Below are 15,244 nucleotides of genomic sequence, written 5' to 3' on the forward strand. Positions count from 1 at the left end.
CCGACACCAAGACACGCATCCCAAGGAGAAACCATGCCTCACCTGTTCCGCACCGCCACCGCTGTGGCCGCCTTCTCGCTGCTGGCCGGCGCCGCCCATGCCAGCACCGTGCTGACAGTCTACACGGCGCTCGAAGCCGACCAGATTGCCGCCTACAAGGCTGCCTTCGAAAAAGCCAATCCCGAGATCGAGATCAAGTGGGTGCGCGATTCCACCGGCATCGTGACCGCCAAGCTGCTGGCCGAGAAGGCCGCGCCGCGCGCCGATGCGGTGTGGGGCCTGGCGGGCTCCAGCCTCGCCATCCTCGACAAGGAAGGCATGCTGCAGCCCTACGCGCCCAAGAACCTGGCCGCGGTGGATGCGCAATACCGCAGCGCCGCCAACCCGCCGGCATGGGTCGGCATGGACGTATGGGGCGCGGCGATCTGCTTCAACACGATCGAGGCACAGAAGCAGGGCTTGCCCAAGCCCACGTCGTGGGCCGACCTGACCAAGCCGGTATACGCGGGCAAGATCGTCATGCCGCACCCGGCGTCGTCGGGCACCGGCTACCTGGATGTCAGCGCCTGGCTGCAGATGATGGGCGAGCAGAAGGGCTGGTCCTACATGGACGCCCTGCACAAGAACATCGGCCTGTATACGCACTCCGGCTCCAAGCCCTGCAAGATGGCCGCCCAGGGCGAGTTCCCGATCGGCATCGCGTTTGAATACCGCGCCATGAAGTCCAAGAAGGAAGGCGCGCCGATCGATATCGTGCTGCCCGCCGAAGGACTGGGCTGGGACATCGAGGCCACCGCGATCATCAAGGGCACCAGGAACCTGGACGCCGCGCGCAAGCTCGCCGACTTCTCCGCCTCGTCCGAGGCCATGGCGCTGTACGAGAAGAATTTCGCGGTCCTGGCCATTCCGGGCATCGCCAAGCCGGATCCGCTGCTGCCGGCCGACTACGAGAAGCGCCTGATCAAGAACGACTTCACCTGGGCCAGCGCCAATCGCGATCGCATCCTCGCCGAATGGAGCAAGCGCTACGAAGGCAAGGCAGAGAAGAAGTAAGCCAGCAAGAGCGGTCAGTCAGCAGGCCCGGTGCGGCCGGTGCAACCGCGCGCCGGCCTCGCCGGGCCGTCTTCATTGACGCGAAGCATGTTGCCTCACGCAGAAACGGGTACGTTATGCATCGCATGCAGCATTGCGGCGAAGCGATCCTGCATGGGGCGATTTTGCGGGGGGGACGTGTACGGGGGAAACGCGATCGGAGAAGCCCGTACGGGCTCGCGCCGACACCGGGCTGTGGCGGCGCCAGGGGGCGGCCAATATCGTTGGCCGGCCTCCGGGGCAATCAGCTGTGGGAGATTTCCGAAGGATTGTTGCGGGAGTGCAGCCGGCGGTGGAGATCGTCGACGTGGGCGCGGCTGCTTTGCAGCTCTTCCCGGCCACGCTCCGTGATCAGGTAGACGCGGCCAATGCCGTCGCGCAGGACGCTCTCGAGATAGCCTTCCATCTGCAAGGCACGCAGCAAGGGGCGGACGGTGCCGATGTCGACCTGGAAGCCGTACTCCATCAGCATCTCGGCCAGCATGGCCACGGTGGCCGGCACCTCGACGGCAAATTGGAGGACGTAGATGCGGGCTAGCAAGCCAAGGAACTGTCGTTTCATGACGCTGCAAACGCGGCATCTCCCGTTGCGGTTGACGTTGATTTATAGTTGTGAACCGTGCGCCGCAAAAAAAGAAGCCGCCACGTGAGTGGCGGCTTGTCGGGAATGCGTCGGAGGGGTCAATTAACTCTGGCGCAGATCAGATTTTAAAATAACTAAATACGACTTGTCACGTACCACATGTGGGCGTCCCCTCATCAGTAGGGTATGAACGTTGCAATCTTACATGCGAGAGCCTTGTGCGGCACTTTTTTTGCCTGTTTCCAGTGCCTTGCCGTGGCGCCTGTTTCAGGCAGGGAGATGTCCGAAACCAGCTTGCGGCCACTTCGGCTGCGGGGTTTAATCCGTGCACACCATCCTCGATGCCCTCACATGAAACCCGCAGACCTGATTCGCCTGCTTAGCCTTGCCGCCATCTGGGGCGCCAGTTTCCTGTTCCTGCGGATCGGGGCGCCGGTGCTCGGCCCGCTGACCGCGGCCTTCCTGCGTGTACTGATCGGCGCAATCACCCTTGCGGTCTGCCTGGCCCTTATGCGCGTGCGCTGGGATATGCGGGGCAAGTTGCGGCAGGTCATGGCGCTGGGCGTGATCAACTCCGGCATCCCCTTCGTCATGTACTCGTTCGCGGCACTCTGGCTGCCGGCGGGCTACTCGGCAGTGTTCAATGCGATGACGCCGCTGATGGGTGTCCTGATCGGCGCACTGTGCTTTGGCGAACGCCTGACGCTACCCAAGGCCGGCGGGGTCGTCCTCGGTGTGGCCGGCGTCGCGGTGCTGACCCGCACCGGTCCGGTGGCGTTTTCGCCGCAGGTGATGCTCGGCGCCGCCGCCTGCCTGGTGGCTACCGCCTGCTATGGCCTGGCCGGCTTCCTTGCGCGGCGCTGGATCACCGCGCAAGGCGGGCTGGACAGCCGCCTGGTGGCGACTGGCAGCATGTTTGGCGCGAGCCTGTTCCTGCTGCCGTTCTGCGCGATCGCGCTGGCGCGCGAAAACACGTTGCCGGCTGCCGGGCCGGGTGTATGGCTGGCGATGCTCGGGGTGGGGATGCTTTGCACGGCCATCGCCTACATCCTGTACTACCGCCTGATCGCCGACCTCGGACCGGTACGCTCGCTGACGGTCACCTTCCTGATCCCGCCGTTCGGCATCGTTTGGGGCGCCATTTTCCTTGGCGAGCAGTTGTCATGGGCGCATGTGGCGGGCGGGGCGCTGATCGGGCTGGCCGTCTGGCTGGTGCTGCGGCCCACCGCCCCGGTCGCGGCCGGGGGCACGGCAGTGCCGGGGCCGGGCCGGTCCTGAGGACTGCGGGCCGTGCCATAAGGCCGCCGGCTAGCGGAAGCGGTAGGTCACCGCGCCCATGCCGGTCCATTGCTGACGCCGCTCGGTGATAGGGCTGCTGGCCGCATCGCCCTGCAACCGTGCAAATGTCACCGAGCCCAGCGCGGACCAGTTGCGCGAGATTTCATAGCTGACGATGCCATTCGCATGCCATTCGCGCAGGCCAGCCCCCACGGCATGCGTGGGCAAGCCGGAGCGTGCGCTCTGGTCCGCCGTGACACCGAAGAAAGTCTGCATGTACTTGCTGTTGGTCCACGTCAGTCCCGGCCCCAAAGTGAATAGCCACTTACCCGCGGGCAGGCTGAACAGTATGTCGCCGTTTGCGATCAGGCCTTGTCCCTGGCCAGCGATATCCTGCGCGACATCCGCCGAGAAGGTCACGAACGACACCTGTGCCTGCGCAAATGCCCGCGCCCGCACGGTCATGTTGACGTCGCCCAGGCCGTTCAGCCGGCTGTCGTCCTTGCTCTTGCGCCAGGTCGGGTCGAGCTGGAAATCCGCGCCAACCTGCCAGATGTCGTTGTTGACGGCGTAGATCCCTAGGAAATCGAAACCGCGCGAGAAGAAGCGGCCTTTGTAGTCGATGTCCTGGTAGATGATCGGGTAGATGAGCGAGTCGCGGGCACCGGGGAATTTCGGTGCGACGTAGATGCCGGGGCCGGCGGAGATTTTCCAGTTGCTGGTGGTGGTAGCGGTGGAAGCCGGTACGTCGGGCATTTCGGGCGCGGCCCATGCGGCTGTGGTGCCCAGGTAAAGGGCGAGAGCCAGGAGGGCGTGGCGGGGCGCCGGGTAGGTGGGCATGGGGGGCGCGGGGTAGCGGTTTGTGGGCCGCGCTGCGCGCGGGGGGCAGGGGGATTTTAGCTGGATGTGGTGGGGGTGGCGTGGCGGGGGGGATCGTGTTGGTTTTTTGCTGGGGTATTGGGACTTGGGAGGGCCTTAACTTCAACTTCAAAGGCTTAAAGTCAAAGGCAGTTTCACCACCCCTGCGGGGCGGCGACCTACTTTTTTGTCTTGCCAAGAAAGTAGGCAAAGAAGGCGCGCCGGATGGGGCGACCCCCTCCTCGTCGGCAGACAAAAAGAGCGGCCGGGGGCCAAACTCGCATCGCCTTAAGGCGATACTCAAACATGGCCCCCTCTTTTCCGCTCTTTTTGCATGCCGACGAGGCGCCCCATACGGCCTGGTACACCTTGACGGCTCGCTTCGCATCGCGCTGGGGTGCGGACCCGCCCTTGGGGGCGCTCCACACGGCTACCAATCGTTGGTTTGGCGGCTCGCTCCTGCGATCGTCTTCCCTTGTTGCTGGGGTGAGCAAACCAGCGGATTGCAAGTGGCAGCTAGCGCACAAAGACGGAAGGGAGAAGACAGGAAATTCGGCGTCCGAAGAGCCGAGAGATTTCGACGATGCGCGATATCGCCGGATCGACGATTCGGTGTAGTCGTGTGGAGCGCCCCCGAGGGGGGGCGCCCCATCCGGCGCGCCTTTTTTGCCTACTTTTTTGGCAAGACAAAAAAGTAGGTCGCCGCCCCGCAGGGGTGGTGAAACTGCCTTTGACTTTGAGCCTTTGAAGTTGATTTTGACGTCATGCAGCCGAAGTCGAAGTCGAAATCGAAGCCGAACCAAAAAAACATCAAACCAGCCCCAACGCCCCGATCCCCTCAACATTAAACCTCTCCCTGACCATCACCACCACCCGCCGCGCCAGCGGCAAACTCCTGACGGCTTCCTCCTCGCTCCGCCCGGGAAAGTCCACTTCCGCGCTCCAGTTGCACCCGGTATGGTCAGGCCGGTGCAAGCACACCGCGTGCAACTGGCAACCTTGGCATCCAGGCTGCTCCCGCAGGCAGTCGTTAAGCAAGCGTTTGAGTTCGGGCAGTGGTTTGGTCTGGCGATCCATCATGGACTCCGGTTGCTCGCCGGCGCTCACAGCAGACTGGGCGGGGCCGGGCGGGGCCGAGGTTCCGGGGGCGGAAGCAGGGGAACCGATGGCCGTATCAGTTGATCGCCTTGTCGGCCCGGCATCCCGGGCAAAGGCCGTATAGCACCAGCATGTGTTCACGCAGCACAAAGGAATTGGCGGTGGCCACTTCACGCTGGCGGGCTTCGATGGCTTCGTCCCGAAACTCTTCCACGCGCCCGCAGGCTACGCAGATGAGGTGGTCGTGATGACCGCCCTCATTGAGCTCGAATACCGCATGATCGGCTTCGAAGCTGTGGCGTAGCAGGATATTGGCTTGCACGAGTTGGTTAAGCACGCGGTAGATCGTCGACAAGCCTGCATCGACTTCCTGCGCCAGCAGGATGCGGTAGACGTCTTCGGCACTGAGATGCCGGCGCGGGCTGGCGCGGAAGACTTCAAGCACGCGAACGCGCGGTGATGTTGCCTTGAGTCCGGCGCGCTTGAGGTCAATGGGTTCGATACTGTCGGGAGGCATCAGCATACTGCGGCTTCGCGCCCGGAACGGACGCATCTATCGGAAAGGAAGGTGCTCCGGCGCGGCCGCGCCGCCTCGCGCTTTGCGCTGACGTACGCCATTGCGTGCCGTAAGAGTGCGGCGGGCGGCTTCCCGGCAGGAAGGCCACCCGCGGCTGCAAGCCGTGCTGGCACGGCTCGCGGAATAAAAAAATGGCTTGGCTTGTCAGCCGAAGAGGCGATCGGGAAAGCGGGGTCTGGTTGCTTTCCCGATCCTCCGGTGACTGGCTACTGCCAAACGCTCCGCGGTACGGAGCGGTCCCCACAAAAGACGGTGATGGATGCCGCGTTGCGACACCACAAAATTTCGGTTGCCGCGGACTTGCCGCCGGCCTTGCTCGTATCCTTCTTGTCTCGCGCCGGGGAGCGTTTTGCTTGCCCCGCGTCAGACAGTGAACCTATGGTAAATGGGAATTAATCTCATTACAAGGAAAATTTTCATCTTGTTTCGAAAGCAGGCGGGGCGCGGCAGGGTGAGCCCTGGCTGGGCGCGGGAGCCAAAAATCGTGCACCGGGCAGCGGGAAAGTCCCCGGCGCACGAGAAGCGCGCGATAACGCATGCGCGGCTAGCGGCGCCGGGCTTGCTGGCTCCTGGCGCCGCTATCTACTGCCTTGTGACGGCCCGCGGGCCTCAGGCGCCTGCGAGCCGGAACGCGCCAACTGCGCGGTGCAACGCATCGGCCTGGTCTTCAAGCGAGGCCGCCGCGGCCGCCGCCTGCTCCACCAGCGCGGCGTTCTGCTGCGCCATCTGGTCCATCTGCGTGACAGCCTGGTTGACCTGCTCGATGCCGCCGGTCTGCTCTTCGGTGGCGGCCCGCATTTCGCCCATCAGGTCGGTAACGCGTTTGACGGCTTCCACGATCTCGTCCATGGCCTGGCCCGCGGTTTCCACCAGTGCCGAGCCATCGTCCACCCGCTGCGCGGAGTTGCCGATCAAGGCCTTGATCTCCTTGGCGGCGGTGGCGCTGCGCTGGGCCAGGCTGCGCACCTCGCCGGCCACCACCGCGAAGCCGCGGCCCTGGTCGCCGGCCCGGGCGGCTTCCACCGCGGCGTTGAGCGCGAGGATATTGGTCTGGAACGCGATGCCTTCGATCACGCCGATGATGTCGACGACCTTGCCCGAGGCCGTCTTGATTTCGCCCATGGTGTTGACCACCTTGCTCACGATGGCGCCGCCGCGCACCGCGATCTCCGAGGCGCCCTCGGCCAGCCGGCTGGCCTGGCGCGCGTTATCCGCGCTCTGGCGCACGGTGCCGGTGAGTTGCTCCATGCTGGCCGCGGTCTGCTCCAGCGACGCCGCCTGTTCCTCGCTGCGGCGCGAGAGGTCGGCGTTGCCGGTGGCGATCTCCCTTGCCGCCCCGGCGATGGAATCGGCCGAGCCGCGGATGCTGCCGATCGCGCCGGTCAGCCGGGTTTGCATTTGCTGCATGGCGAACAACACGCTCTGCTGGTCGCCAGGGGCGGTGTGCACTTCGCTGGCCAGGTCGCCTTCCGCGATACGCGCCGCGATGCGCGAAGTCAGCGCAGGCTCTCCGCCAAGCTGTTTCTGCAGGCCGCTGGCAATGCGCAGCACCACCACGGTCATGAGCGTGCCGATCCCCAGCAGCAGGGCGAGGGATTTGAACAGCGCTTGGCGGAATGCCGCATTGATATCGTCCAGGTAGACGCCGGCGATGAAATTCCAGTCCCACGGCTTGAAGTTCGCCACGTAGCTCAGCTTGGGCTGCGGCGCCTCGGCGCCGGGTTTGGCCCACAGGTAGTGCACATAGCCGCGTCCCACGCTCTTGCCGATCGCGGCGATTTCCCGGAACAGGTAGGTCCCGTTCGGATCCTTGGTGTCCTCCATGTTCTTGCCGTTCATTTCGGGCTTGAATGGATGCATCACCACGACCGCGTCGGAGCGCATTAGCGTGAAGTAGCCGTCTTCGCCAAAGCGCATGGCGCGCACGCGCTCCATGGCCTGCTGCCGGGCTTCCTCCATCGGCATCTTGCCGCCGCGCGCCAGCGCCTCGTACGACTGCACGACGGACAGCGCGGTATCCGTGACGTGGGCCAGGTCGAGTTTCCTCTCTTCGAGCCGCAACTCGCGCATCTGCCAGGCATCCCACAGCGTCAGCCCGAGCAGGCAGACCCAGCTCAGGAGCAATGGCAACAGTAATTTCTTCCTCAGGCTCAGGCGTTCCAGCATCTTTTCTCCCCGGTTCTTAGATATGGATTGACTCCACTCCTCCGCGATAACGGCGCACCGGAAGGCAAACTTGACGCTATGGCGCTAGGGGATTTCCTCAGGTGTGGAAAGGGATTCAGGGCGATCGGATGTCTCACGTGCGCGTCGCCGCACAATCCCTTTCACGGCGTGGATATTCGCGCACTTGACCCGGTTGGACGGGCCAATTGCCTGGCGCGTTTAGCGGGCGTCCTTCGGCCGGTCGCCCTTGGGCCAGTCCTTTGCCCTGCCCGCATAATCTGGACGCGGCTGCTGGGTGAAGTAGGCCGCGACATCCACGGCATCCTGCGCCGATAGCGTTCCGCCCTGGCCGAGCGGCATATTGTGTTTGACGAAGGCGGCTGCCGTGTACATGCGTGCCATGCCGGCCCCGACATTGAACGAGTCCTTGCCCCAGACTGGCGGGAAAATGTAGCCGCCTTGCGGGTTCCTGGTACCTTGGCCTTCCGCCCCATGGCAGGAGGCACATTGCGCTGCGTACACCGCCTTGCCATGCACACGGTCCGGCACCAGCGAGGTATCCATTTTTTCGAATCCTCTGCCAGTCACGTTCGTGCCAGTCGGGACTCCGGTGGAGAGCCACTTCATGTAGGACAGGATGGCATTCATCTCAGCCGAGTCGAATGGAAGCGGCTTGCCATTCATCGAGCGCTGGAAGCAGTCGTTAATGCGTTCCTGAAGGGAGTTGACCTTGGCGCTGCGGGACCGGTATTCCGGAAAGACGCCGGTGAGGCCCACCCAGGGCGACGCATAGGCCGTTGTCCCGGCATTGAGGTGACAGCTTGAGCAATTCAGGCCATTGCCGACATTGCGGGGAAGTTGTTTATGGGTGTCCGTCAGCAACACCTTGCCGCGCTTGATGGCATCGCCCATCGGTCCCTTGGGAATCGATGCTTCATCAGGCACGGGCATGGCCACGGTCGCCGGCTGCGAAAGTGCTGGCGCGCTGACTGCCGCCAGCAAGGCCATGGCCGCAATGCCAAGTTTGATGGTGTTCACGAGTGTCTCCTCCGGGAAGGGTGTGCCGACGGGTTTGTGTTTGTATTTTTGTGGATCTGCACTTGGCGTGCTCTCCATCTGTTCATGACTTGCCTAGTGTTGTCATCAACAAGCCCAGGTGGCTCCAGGCTGCAGCGAGCCCCGGGGCCTAAGCCCGTTGCATGTCCGATTTCATTCGCTCAACCACCTCGAAGACGACCATGCCGGCCACCATGGCGACAACAAAGCCCACGGCCTTCGGATAGCCCGCACCCATTGCAACCAGCGCGGGACCCGGGCAGAAGCCCGCCAGGCCCCAGCCGATGCCGAACGCGGTGCTGCCCAGGACAAGCCTCGGCGTTATCCCGGTGCTGGCCGGGAGTTGGACCGGCAGTCCCAGCAACGAGCGCTTGCGGCGCTTGGCAATGAAAAAAGCGAGCGAGCCGAGGACTATCGCTCCGGCCATCACAAAGGCCAGGGAGGGGTCCCAGCGTCCCGCCAGGTCGAGGAAGCCCAGCACCTTGGCCGGATTGGCCATGCCGGAAACCATCAGGCCGATGCCGAAGAGCAGGCCGGCCAGCAATGCAGTGACGGCGCTCATGTCAGCCTCCAATCATGTGTCGTCCCACCAGGACGGTCAGGAAGCCCGCCGCCATGAAGGTCATGGTCGCGACCAGCGAACGCATGGACCCGCGCGAGATACCGCACACGCCATGGCCGCTCGTGCAGCCGCTTGCGTAGCGGGTGCCTATGCCGACCAGGAAGCCGGCGACCAGGATTTCGCCCCAGCTGGCCTGAATGTCGGGAGTCGCCGGCTTGCCAAGCAGGCTGGCGAGGACAGGAGTCCCGACCAACCCGGCGAGGAAGGCCACGCGCCACGCCATGTCATTGCGCGGCGAGCTGAGCAGACCCCCGACGATGCCGCTGATGCCCGCAATCCGGCCGTTGAACAGGACGAGCACGGCAGCAGCCGCGCCGATGATGAGCCCTCCGGCCAGCGATAAGGCAGGCGTGAAATTACCCAGGTCAATCAACATACCGCCTCCTACTTGGTGTTGGCGCAAAACTGCTCATACAGCACAGCCATGACGGCAAGCGCCTCCTGGCTGGCAATGGAATAGAAGATGCTCTTCCCCTCGCGGCGCGTTGTCACCAGACCGCTTTCGCGTAGCACGGCGAGCTGCTGGGAAAGCGTCGGTTGCCGGATGCCGAGCTGTTCTTCCAGCTCGCCGACGGACAACTCGCCCCGGGACAACTGGCACATGAGCAGCAGGCGGTCTTGATTGGCGAGCACCTTGAGCAGCGCGCAGGCTTGCGCGGCAGCGGCTTGCATGGTGCCAAGGTCAATGGCGGGATGGTTCTCGCTCATGGTCTGCCATCAATTTCAATGTTGATATTATATTGATAAATATAATGTTTGTGAATAGAGTGTGTGGCGTCCAAACGTGCAGGCGACCACCACCATCGCAGGCGCCTGTAATGGAACGTAACCACCTGCCATGCGTCACGTCATTGCGGTTTCAAATGAGAACCATTATCCTTTCGCCTATTTGCTTAAGCCGCCACCCGAGACCGGGGAACATGGCGGCTGAGGCAGGCTGACAAGTGTGGCGCCAGGAAAAAACAGGCTGCCGGGCGCCGGAAAATCGACATGACCGAAACATCGCTGGGGGCAGGCCAGCAGCAGCGGGCCTTCTGGCTCAAGCACCTGCATCAGTGGCACTGGATCAGCTCGGCGCTTTGCCTGATCGGCATGCTGCTGTTTGCTGTCACCGGCTTTACGTTGAATCACGCCGGCCAGATAGAGGCTCGCCCGCAAGTGGTCACTCGCACTGCGACCGCGCCGGCCAGCCTGACGGCTGCCTTGCGCCAGGCCCGGCATGCCGACAAGGGTCCGGTGCCCGCGGCGCTCGGCGACTGGCTCACGCGGGAATTCGATATCGACGCAGGCGGCCGCGAGGCCGAGTGGTCGGGCGATGAGATTTACGTCGCGCTGCCCCGGCCGGGTGGCGACGCCTGGGTCAGCCTGGCGCTGGACAGCGGCGAGGTGCAGTACGAGAAGACCACGCGCGGCTGGATCTCCTACCTGAACGACCTGCACAAGGGCCGCAACACCGGCCGCGCCTGGAGTCTGTTCCTGGACGTGTTCGCCGCGGCCTGCCTGATCTTCAGCATCACCGGGCTGTTCCTGCTCAAGCTGCACGCCGGTGGCCGCATGGCAACCTGGCCGCTGGTCGGGCTGGGCCTGGTGGTGCCGCTGCTGCTGGCCCTGCTGTACATCCACTGAGCGGCACCGCCAGCGAGCCGTGCCTTTAACGATCGCTTTCACAGTTTCACAGTTCACAGACGAGGACCCGTTTATGCGCCGATTGCTTACCGTCACCCTTACCGGCATGGCCGCGGTTCCGTTCGCCGGCCCGGCCGTGGCGGCCGAAATGAACGTCAAGGTAGAGATTCCGCGGCTGAACGTGGCGGAGTACCACCGGCCCTACGTCTCGATGTGGATCGAGCGGGCCGACCAGAGCCCGGCCGCCACGCTGGCGGTCTGGTACGACGTCAAGCACAAGGATGGCGAAGGCACCAAGTGGCTCAAGGACATGCGCCAGTGGTGGCGCAAGGCCGGGCGCGATATGCAGATGCCCGCCGATGGCATCTCCGGCGCCACGCGCGCAGCCGGGGAGCACACGCTCACTTTCACCGATGCCAAGGCACCGCTGGGCAAGCTGCCCGCTGGCGACTACCAGCTCGTGGTGGAAGCCGCCCGCGAGGTCGGTGGTCGCGAACTGCTGCGCGTGCCCTTTGCATGGCCGCCGAAGGCCGCCGCCTCGGCCAAGGCAAAAGGCGAGCATGAACTCGGTGGCGTTTCGGTCGACCTGAAGCCCTGAGCCCCCCATTCCCTAGGAGCATGACGATGAAGACTTTCGCCACCAAACTGCCCGTCCGGGCCGCCGTGCTGGCTCTCGCCGCGCTGATGCCGCTGGCCGCTCACGCACACCGCCAGTGGCTGTTGCCGTCGGCCACCGTGCTCTCGGGCAGCGACCCGTGGGTGACGGTCGACGCAGCCGTGTCGAACGACCTGTTCTACTTCGAACACGTCCCGCTGCGCCTGGACAACCTCGCCGTGACCGCGCCGGACGGCGCCGCGGCGAAAGTCGAGAACGCCAGCACGGGCCGCTACCGCAGCACCTTCGACGTGCACCTGACCCAGCCGGGCACCTACAAGGTAGCCATGGTCAGCCACGGCCTGTTCGCCAGCTACAAGGTGGATGGCCAGGCCAAGCGCTGGCGCGGTTCGGCGGAAGCCTTCGCCAGGGAGGTGCCGGCCGGCGCGCAGGACCTGCAGGTGACGCAGGCCGACAGCCGCCTGGAAGCCTTCGTCACGGCGGGCAAGCCGACCGCCAAGGTGCTGCAGACTACGGGCCGCGGGCTGGAACTGGCGCCGGTGACGCACCCGAACGACCTGGTCGCGGGCGATGCCGCCAGCTTCCGCCTGCTGCTCGACGGCAAGCCCGCCGGCAACGTCAAGGTGGCGGTGGTGCCGGGCGGCATCCGCTATCGCGACCAGTTGCAGGAGATGTCGTTCACCACCGACGCCGACGGCAAGTTCAGCGTCAAGTGGCCGGCGCCGGGCATGTACTGGATGGAAGCCGAGGTCCGCGACGACAAGGTCGCGGTCAAGGAAGCCAAGACACGCCGCGCCAGCTACGCGGCCACGGTCGAGGTGCTGCCGCAGTAATCGCTGTCGACAGCAGGCCGCCAGCCGGACCTTCGTCCGGCTGGCGGCGCAAGCCCCGGGCCGCCGGTGCGCTTTTTGTGTTCCCGTAGTTTCGCTTTCATCGTCTTTCCAGGTTCACCCGCATGCAGCGTGTCCTCGTTCCCCTTTCGCTTGGCGCCGCCCCGCCCACGCCCGATGCGGCGGCGCGCGTTTGCCGGCGGCAGGGCGAGACCATGGGCACCACATGGTCGGTAGCATGGGCCGCGCCGCCTGGCGCCATCGGCGAAGACGCGCTCGACGCCGGCATCCGTGCCGTGCTGGCCGGCGTGATCGCGCAGATGAGCAACTGGGACGAAACCTCGGACCTCAGCCGCTTCAACCGCGCCGCGGCGGGCGACTGGCAGGTGCTGCCGGCCGACTGCTTTAACGTGCTGCAAGCCGCGCTGCAAGTCGCGCGCGATAGCGGCGGTGCCTACGATCCCAGCGCGGGGCCGCTGGTGGACCTTTGGGGCTTCGGCCCGGCGCCTCGGCGCAGCGAAGCGCCGGCGCTGGCCGAGATCGAACAGGCGCACGCGCTGTGCGGGTGGCAGCGTATCGCGTTCGACGAGGCCGGCTGCCGCGTGCGGCAGCCGGGCGGCCTCCGGCTGGATTTCTGCGCCATCGCCAAGGGCTTCGGGGTGGACGCCGTGTCGCGCTACCTGACCGGGCAGGGCATCGGCAGCCACCTGGTCGAGATTGGCGGCGAGTTGCGCGGCCGCGGCGTCAAGCCCGACGGGCTGCCGTGGTGGGTGGCGCTGGAAACGCCGCCCGGCGGCGGCGCGGCAGGCCACGAGACGCTGGTCGCGCTGCATGGCCTGTCGGTCGCCACCTCGGGCGACTACCGCCGCTACTTCGACAGCGAAGGGCGCCGCTACGCCCACACGCTGGACCCGCGCACCGGGTATCCGGCCAGCCATGCGCTAGCCTCGGTCACGGTGCTGCACCCGCAATGCATGCTGGCCGATGCGTTCTCCACCGCGCTGACCGTGCTGGGGCCGGAGGCCGGCATGGTGTTCGCGCGCCGCCATGCGCTGGCCGCGCGCTTCCTGATCCGCCATAGCGGTGGCTTCGACGAACGCCTGTCACCGGCTTTCGAGGCCATGCTGTCATGAGTCCGCCGGATACCGCTGCCTCGCTACCGGCCGAAGCGCCCGCCGCGCAGAGCGCGCGCACGCAGAACCACGTCAGCCGCGCCGAGCGGCACATGCGCGCCATCCGCATCGCAACCGCGCTCGGCATGCTGGCAGGCCTCGCCGGTCTGGCCCTCGCCTTCTTCGCGCCGACCCGCGCGGGCATGGCCGCCGGCGTGGTCATCGCCTACGCCGGGTTCTGCGCGGCCGTGATCGCCCGGCATCGCCGCCGGCACGCGCGCGCCGGTCTGCTGGCGCAAGCCAGGGATGGTGCCACGCTGGTGGCCTACGCCAGCCAGAGCGGGTTTGCCGGGCAGCTTGCGCTGCAGACCGCGCAGGCGCTGCAGGATGCCGGCGTGCCCGCGCAGTTGCTGTCCTTCGCCGAGCTGGACGCCGGCCGGCTTGGCAACTGCCGCCAGGCCCTGTTCGTGGTCAGCACCACCGGTGAGGGCGATGCGCCCGACAGCGCGTCGGGCTTCGCGCGCCGGCTGACGGCGGCGGCCGGCCCCGGCGGCCTGCGCGAACTGCGCTACGGCATTCTCGCGCTCGGCGACCGCAGCTATGCCCATTTCTGTGCCTTTGGCCACACGCTGTCGGCATGGCTGCAGCGGCAGCACGCGCAAGCGCTCTTCGACATGGTGGAGGTCGACAACGGCGACGCCGGCGCGCTGCGCCACTGGCAGAACCACCTCAGCGCACTCAGTGGCGGCGCGGAGATCGCCGACTGGGAAAAGCCACGCTACGCCGAATGGCTGCTGCACGAGCGCCGCCTGCTCAACCCGGGCAGCCCCGGCTCGCCGGCCTTCCACCTGGCGCTGGTGCCGCCGGCGGGCGAGGCGCCGTCATGGCAAGCCGGCGACATCGCCGAGATCGGCCCCTGCCACGCGCCGGCCGAAGTGGAACGCATGCTGGCAAGGCTGTCGCTGGACGGCGCCACGCCGGTGCGCTGCGACGGTGTGTCGGCCACGCTGGCGCAAGCGCTGGCCACGCGCATCGTCCTGCCCGAGCCGCATCTTGCCGCACTTGCCGGGGTGACGCCGCAGCGGCTGGTGGATACGTTGCCGCTGCTGCCGCACCGCGAGTATTCGATTGCCTCGATCCCGCAGGACGGGCGGCTGGAACTGCTGGTGCGCCAGCAGCGCCATGACGATGGCCGCCTCGGGCTGGCCTCCGGCTGGCTGACCGCGCATGCGCAGCCGGGCGCCGGCATTGCGCTGCGTATCCGCACCAACCGCGGCTTTCATCCGCCCGCCGACGGCCGTCCGCTGATCCTGATCGGCAATGGCACCGGCCTGGCTGGCCTGCGCGCGCATCTCAAGGCGCGCGCAGCGGCTGGCCATCATCGCAACTGGCTGCTGTTCGGCGAGCGCACCGCGCAGCACGACGCGTTCCACCGCGATGAACTTGCCGCATGGCAGGCCGAAGGGGTCTTGCAGCGGATGGATCTGGTGTTCTCGCGCGACGGCGGTGCCCTGCATTACGTGCAGGACGCGGTGCGCGCGTTGGCCGGCGCAGTGCGGGATTGGGTCGGGGCGGGCGCGGCCATCTACGTTTGCGGCAGCCTGCAGGGCATGGCGGGCGGCGTCAACGAGGCGCTCGCCGAGGTGCTGGGCGAAGAGGCGCTGCTGCAACTGGGGGAGCAAGGGCGCTACCGGCGCGACGTTTACTGAAGGCGGATCGGGCCACGGCAG

General features: G+C 65.9%; 16 protein-coding genes. 7 read left to right on the top strand and 9 right to left on the bottom strand.

The window, feature by feature from the left end; all coding sequences use genetic code 11:
- The first annotated feature begins 33 nt into the window (after positions 1–33).
- Positions 34–1,053 (top strand): putative 2-aminoethylphosphonate ABC transporter substrate-binding protein, encoded by a 1,020-nt coding sequence (locus AC1DS6_RS01475; RefSeq protein WP_477101790.1) that lies wholly within the window; start codon positions 34–36, stop codon positions 1,051–1,053.
- Between the two features lie 283 nt (positions 1,054–1,336).
- On the opposite strand, the gene AC1DS6_RS01480 is transcribed toward AC1DS6_RS01475, so the two are convergent.
- Positions 1,337–1,654 carry a PadR family transcriptional regulator gene (locus AC1DS6_RS01480; RefSeq protein ID WP_035858983.1) on the bottom strand — a complete coding sequence of 106 codons (318 nt, stop codon included), beginning with the start codon at positions 1,652–1,654 and terminating at the stop codon, positions 1,337–1,339.
- A gap of 372 nt (positions 1,655–2,026) precedes the next feature.
- On the opposite strand from AC1DS6_RS01480, the gene AC1DS6_RS01485 reads away from it, so the two are divergent.
- Positions 2,027–2,953: a DMT family transporter gene (locus AC1DS6_RS01485; RefSeq protein WP_051647945.1), complete on the top strand. Its 927-nt coding sequence runs from the start codon at positions 2,027–2,029 to the stop codon at positions 2,951–2,953.
- A 30-nt stretch (positions 2,954–2,983) separates the two neighbouring features.
- On the opposite strand, the gene AC1DS6_RS01490 is transcribed toward AC1DS6_RS01485, so the two are convergent.
- From AC1DS6_RS01490 to AC1DS6_RS01525, 8 genes are all read right to left on the bottom strand, one after another.
- Complete coding sequence (locus AC1DS6_RS01490) at positions 2,984–3,793, bottom strand: MipA/OmpV family protein (RefSeq protein WP_441637123.1); 810 nt, start codon at positions 3,791–3,793, stop codon at positions 2,984–2,986.
- Between the two features lie 828 nt (positions 3,794–4,621).
- Positions 4,622–4,888, bottom strand: coding sequence for a hypothetical protein (locus tag AC1DS6_RS01495; RefSeq protein WP_441634296.1), 267 nt, complete (start codon positions 4,886–4,888; stop codon positions 4,622–4,624).
- Between the two features lie 97 nt (positions 4,889–4,985).
- Positions 4,986–5,432 carry a ferric iron uptake transcriptional regulator gene (gene fur, locus AC1DS6_RS01500; protein ID WP_276286337.1) on the bottom strand — a complete coding sequence of 149 codons (447 nt, stop codon included), beginning with the start codon at positions 5,430–5,432 and terminating at the stop codon, positions 4,986–4,988.
- Between the two features lie 663 nt (positions 5,433–6,095).
- Complete coding sequence (locus AC1DS6_RS01505; RefSeq protein ID WP_477101791.1) at positions 6,096–7,652, bottom strand: methyl-accepting chemotaxis protein; 1,557 nt, start codon at positions 7,650–7,652, stop codon at positions 6,096–6,098.
- Between the two features lie 219 nt (positions 7,653–7,871).
- Complete coding sequence (locus AC1DS6_RS01510) at positions 7,872–8,690, bottom strand: c-type cytochrome (protein WP_477101792.1); 819 nt, start codon at positions 8,688–8,690, stop codon at positions 7,872–7,874.
- Between the two features lie 148 nt (positions 8,691–8,838).
- Positions 8,839–9,270, bottom strand: coding sequence for a DUF6691 family protein (locus tag AC1DS6_RS01515; RefSeq protein WP_441634241.1), 432 nt, complete (start codon positions 9,268–9,270; stop codon positions 8,839–8,841).
- Between the two features lies 1 nt (position 9,271).
- The gene (locus tag AC1DS6_RS01520) at positions 9,272–9,706 is read right to left on the bottom strand and encodes a YeeE/YedE family protein (RefSeq protein ID WP_441634243.1); all 435 of its coding nucleotides are present in this window, start codon (positions 9,704–9,706) and stop codon (positions 9,272–9,274) included.
- Between the two features lie 8 nt (positions 9,707–9,714).
- Complete coding sequence (locus AC1DS6_RS01525) at positions 9,715–10,038, bottom strand: metalloregulator ArsR/SmtB family transcription factor (protein WP_441634245.1); 324 nt, start codon at positions 10,036–10,038, stop codon at positions 9,715–9,717.
- Positions 10,039–10,320: 282 nt separating this feature from the next.
- Between AC1DS6_RS01525 and AC1DS6_RS01530 the strand changes: the two genes are divergently transcribed.
- From AC1DS6_RS01530 to AC1DS6_RS01550, 5 genes are all read left to right on the top strand, one after another.
- Positions 10,321–10,956 (top strand): PepSY-associated TM helix domain-containing protein, encoded by a 636-nt coding sequence (locus AC1DS6_RS01530; protein WP_045236487.1) that lies wholly within the window; start codon positions 10,321–10,323, stop codon positions 10,954–10,956.
- A gap of 73 nt (positions 10,957–11,029) precedes the next feature.
- Complete coding sequence (locus tag AC1DS6_RS01535) at positions 11,030–11,554, top strand: DUF2271 domain-containing protein (protein ID WP_441634248.1); 525 nt, start codon at positions 11,030–11,032, stop codon at positions 11,552–11,554.
- 26 nt (positions 11,555–11,580) lie between these two features.
- Positions 11,581–12,405, top strand: coding sequence for a DUF4198 domain-containing protein (locus AC1DS6_RS01540; protein ID WP_441634250.1), 825 nt, complete (start codon positions 11,581–11,583; stop codon positions 12,403–12,405).
- A 122-nt stretch (positions 12,406–12,527) separates the two neighbouring features.
- The gene (locus AC1DS6_RS01545; RefSeq protein ID WP_441634252.1) at positions 12,528–13,535 is read left to right on the top strand and encodes an FAD:protein FMN transferase; all 1,008 of its coding nucleotides are present in this window, start codon (positions 12,528–12,530) and stop codon (positions 13,533–13,535) included.
- Between the two features lie 125 nt (positions 13,536–13,660).
- The gene (locus AC1DS6_RS01550) at positions 13,661–15,223 is read left to right on the top strand and encodes a sulfite reductase subunit alpha (RefSeq protein ID WP_477101873.1); all 1,563 of its coding nucleotides are present in this window, start codon (positions 13,661–13,663) and stop codon (positions 15,221–15,223) included.
- Positions 15,224–15,244 lie beyond the last annotated feature (21 nt).

The organism is Cupriavidus sp. 05L310 (genome assembly GCF_056398185.1).

Coding starts and splice junctions, on each gene's coding strand:
- AC1DS6_RS01525 (WP_441634245.1), bottom strand. CDS start 10,038: ATGAGCGAGAACCATCCCGCCATTGACCTTGGCACCATGCAAGCCGCT.
- fur (WP_276286337.1), bottom strand. CDS start 5,432: ATGCTGATGCCTCCCGACAGTATCGAACCCATTGACCTCAAGCGCGCC.
- AC1DS6_RS01545 (WP_441634252.1), top strand. CDS start 12,528: ATGCAGCGTGTCCTCGTTCCCCTTTCGCTTGGCGCCGCCCCGCCCACG.
- AC1DS6_RS01495 (WP_441634296.1), bottom strand. CDS start 4,888: ATGGATCGCCAGACCAAACCACTGCCCGAACTCAAACGCTTGCTTAAC.
- AC1DS6_RS01490 (WP_441637123.1), bottom strand. CDS start 3,793: ATGCCCACCTACCCGGCGCCCCGCCACGCCCTCCTGGCTCTCGCCCTT.
- AC1DS6_RS01530 (WP_045236487.1), top strand. CDS start 10,321: ATGACCGAAACATCGCTGGGGGCAGGCCAGCAGCAGCGGGCCTTCTGG.
- AC1DS6_RS01535 (WP_441634248.1), top strand. CDS start 11,030: ATGCGCCGATTGCTTACCGTCACCCTTACCGGCATGGCCGCGGTTCCG.
- AC1DS6_RS01520 (WP_441634243.1), bottom strand. CDS start 9,706: ATGTTGATTGACCTGGGTAATTTCACGCCTGCCTTATCGCTGGCCGGA.
- AC1DS6_RS01485 (WP_051647945.1), top strand. CDS start 2,027: ATGAAACCCGCAGACCTGATTCGCCTGCTTAGCCTTGCCGCCATCTGG.
- AC1DS6_RS01550 (WP_477101873.1), top strand. CDS start 13,661: ATGCTGGCAGGCCTCGCCGGTCTGGCCCTCGCCTTCTTCGCGCCGACC.
- AC1DS6_RS01505 (WP_477101791.1), bottom strand. CDS start 7,652: ATGCTGGAACGCCTGAGCCTGAGGAAGAAATTACTGTTGCCATTGCTC.
- AC1DS6_RS01540 (WP_441634250.1), top strand. CDS start 11,581: ATGAAGACTTTCGCCACCAAACTGCCCGTCCGGGCCGCCGTGCTGGCT.
- AC1DS6_RS01515 (WP_441634241.1), bottom strand. CDS start 9,270: ATGAGCGCCGTCACTGCATTGCTGGCCGGCCTGCTCTTCGGCATCGGC.
- AC1DS6_RS01480 (WP_035858983.1), bottom strand. CDS start 1,654: ATGAAACGACAGTTCCTTGGCTTGCTAGCCCGCATCTACGTCCTCCAA.
- AC1DS6_RS01475 (WP_477101790.1), top strand. CDS start 34: ATGCCTCACCTGTTCCGCACCGCCACCGCTGTGGCCGCCTTCTCGCTG.